This window comes from Novosphingobium sp. TCA1 (assembly GCF_009811895.1).
Taxonomy (GTDB): Bacteria; Pseudomonadota; Alphaproteobacteria; order Sphingomonadales; family Sphingomonadaceae; genus Novosphingobium; species Novosphingobium panipatense_A.
On the sequence record NZ_BLJH01000094.1, the window covers coordinates 1 to 3,176 of the forward strand.

Genomic DNA, 3,176 nt, shown 5'->3' on the forward strand with positions numbered 1-3,176 from the left:
TCCCCCTCCTCACATGGGCATTTGGCCGTCAACCGCTGGTTGGGACTAACCTGACGTGGTTCATTAGCGGCAGCCGCACTTGGCATGCCGCCGTCTCATGAAGGGTGGTGAACGGAAGCCCGGTTTTTGTTCTTCGGTAGCAGCGGCACCGGACAGGCCGCTATGGATCGCGGCGCTCACGGCCCAGAATGGCGAAAACGGGTGGCAAGCGGTCGTTGATGCAGAAGGGCGTTCGTGTAGCTTGAGCAGATGACCCAAGCCCTCTTCATATTCTCCGCAAAAGGTGTTGCGACCGAGGCGACCTCCTACCGTCCCGGTGCGCGACACGCACTCATGCTCTATGCCAGAGGCTCAGAAATAGAATCTGCCCGCTTGGCTGCCGTGGCTGGTGCCGAAAGCAGAGGATGGAATTTTGTAGAGGTTCAGCGACAGAAGGAAATCGACGCTGATCTCTCGGCCATTGAGGACGAAACCCTGAGATCGGCGGCACAGGATGCATCCCGTCTGGGTTACTCCATGATCGTTTACCGGAACGAGTTGCCGCTAAACGCGTAAGGTTGTCGTTGTCCGCAACGGGTGGCGTGCGGTCGGTCCAGTTTCGGCTGATTGCGTGAGGTTCGCAGCCATTGCGCTCCTTCTTTCTCACAGGCATGTTTCAACGATGCTTATCGTCTCATTCTTGCTTCTATCTCTCGCAAATAGCCAAAGCGTCCCAGTGTGGAGTGGAAAGCTAGCCCCGCAAGGCAGTGTGAAGGGCGAGTATTGTAATATCGCCATAGTTCGCAGTGATAGGCATCTCATAGTTCGCGCTGGCCCCGGACGCAACTTTGCGAAGATTGGCAGCGTCCCAAGACATGCAACCGTTTATACATGCAATGAAAGTGCCGACCGGAAGGTTGGGTATGAGCGATTCTGGGTGGGCATAGCCTACGGGGACGAAGACAAGCCATGCATCGGTGCCGAGAAACTAGGTCTTCCCGTTCAATTGACTAAACAATGTGCGACCGGATGGGTTGAACGAAATTCGGTTCAAACTCTTACGGGATAGAATTCAGTGGCCGCTAGCCGGGCGCAAAAAGTGCTTCTTCGGCGTCTGCTACGGGGCGTGTCCGGCCAGGCTGCATTTTTTCCCGAGCGGTGAGCACCGGACGGACGGCTATAGAGCGCAGCGCTCGCCGCCCGGAATGGCAAAAAAGGGTGGAAAGCGGTCATCAAACGAGCTTACGGGCAGGCGTCAAACGCTCCGCAAACGAACATCACACCCCAAGCAACGTTCACGACCAGCATGATCGCAATGTAGCAAGGCGCAAGCACTAGCCGTGTCATTGCAGGAATGCGCAGCAGATATAATCCGATGCTGCCGATCACGAGTGGCAATAGCACCGATACGAAACCATTCATTATTGGCCATTCGGGATGAGCATGCCCAGCCCATAACAATGCAGTCCACACTAATATAGGCGCAACAAAAACCAAAATGAGCGCTGAAAGGCGCCGTATATCTATCATTGAAGCGGTAGGCATGCGTGGAACTTACACGTTCTCGATTGCGAGGCAATGACCGCAATGGGGCGTGTCCGGCCAGGCCGGTTTTTTCGCCTTCCGGTGTTCAGCGGACCACGCAGATGATGACCCAAGACAGTGCGCCCTCGGGCGGAGCGAGAGCATGGCGTCAAAAATGCTTCGCGCGTTCTTACATCGTGACGATCTCCAAGTTTCGGATCCACAGGTCTGAGCCATTTCATGCGTACCGTCAGCCGGTCCGCTACAACCTCACATCCGGTCGCCGCTCCCAAGCGGCCGCACCATAATCCCGCTTTCGCCGGGTCTGGCTCAGGTGACGAGACCAATCTCTACGAGCGGCATATGAAGCCAGAGGAGGGGGCGGTTCGTCTACCTGGATCCCGCGAGATTGATGCCTCGCTGGATATTCGAACTAATTCGATCAGGCTGCCTTTAAGATGGCGCCTTTGGGCACGACGCCGGCCGTGCAAAATTGCCACAGCGCGATAAGCAGCTTTCGTGCCATCGCTACGATCATGACCCGGCGAATGCGTCCGCCGCCGTCCTGAACGCGCTGATTGAACCACTGAGATAATTCGGAGCCTGGTTGATGGCGGAGCCAGAGCCACGCGACCTGAATCATCGTCGTTCGAAGGCGCTTGTTGCCTGCTTTCGACACCCCTTGCTCGCGGTCGATAGTACCGCTCCGCCATGGCGATGGTACCAAACCCGCATATGCTGCAACCTGCCGCCGGTTGGCAAAGTGGCGGTAGAAGCCTTCACTGTACAAAGTGCCGGCGAACTCCGGGCCGATACCCCGTAGCTGGAGAAGGAGCCGAGGCGCTTTTGCGGTCTCCTCGGCTTCAACCGTAGGCAACATGGCCTCCCGGACTTTGTTGACCTCGTCGATCTGCGCCATCACCATCTCCAGGCGATCGAGCTCACGTTCGATCTGGCGAGTGATGTGGTTTGGGAGAGGCCGGCCATCGCCGGTTCGCAGTTCCTCCAGCATCGCCCGCCGATTTGCCTTCACTGGCTCGTATCCAGTGATTCCTTGGGCAAACAGCAATCCCTTGATGCGATTTACATGCTGAATGCGTTCGCCAACGAGTACCCGTCGTTCGCGTCCGATCCGGCGGCGATCTTCGTCCTCGATGCTGGGCACCGCCACCATGGCACATACCCGGGGCTCGCCACGTTTGTAGGCGAGCAAAGCGCGCACCAGCGCCTCACCATCGAGGCGGTCGGTCTTGGCCCGCCGACTGCGCCGAGAGGTGGCAATCGAAGCCGCATCCACGACGTGGCTTTCAATGCCTTCTTTCACGAGACAACGGTGAATCCAGAAACCGTCGAGCCCCGCCTCCTGAATAACGACCAAGCGATAGGAGACACCGGTGCGTTCGCGCACCTTAGTCTGCAGCTGACACAACCTTGCGAGCAGGCCAGCGATGTCACCCCCCGGAACCGTATGACGGGACATACGCTCACCATTGCCGGGCGCCAGTGAAGTAACGAGCCAAGTAGATCGGCTCAATTCCAAGGACACGAAGATTGCATTCAGCTGCGTGCTGATGGTGGCATGAGACGAAACTGACACGGGCTACCTCCTTCACGATCTGCGAGGGGCTGATCCTATCATCGCCGGCACCGTCCCGCGCCCATGGTATCTCTCC

The 3,176-nt window shown here is 57.7% G+C and carries 2 protein-coding genes; one reads left to right on the forward strand and one right to left on the reverse strand.

The features are described from left to right. Positions 1 to 249: 249 nt before the first annotated feature. Positions 250 to 555 (forward strand): hypothetical protein, encoded by a 306-nt coding sequence (locus tag NTCA1_RS28075; protein ID WP_159832485.1) that lies wholly within the window; start codon positions 250 to 252, stop codon positions 553 to 555. 1,390 nt (positions 556 to 1,945) lie between these two features. Here the strand turns inward: NTCA1_RS28075 and NTCA1_RS28080 are convergent. Continuing rightward, the gene (locus tag NTCA1_RS28080; RefSeq protein WP_159832486.1) at positions 1,946 to 3,100 is read right to left on the reverse strand and encodes an IS110 family transposase; all 1,155 of its coding nucleotides are present in this window, start codon (positions 3,098 to 3,100) and stop codon (positions 1,946 to 1,948) included. Between the last annotated feature and the right edge of the window lie 76 nt (positions 3,101 to 3,176).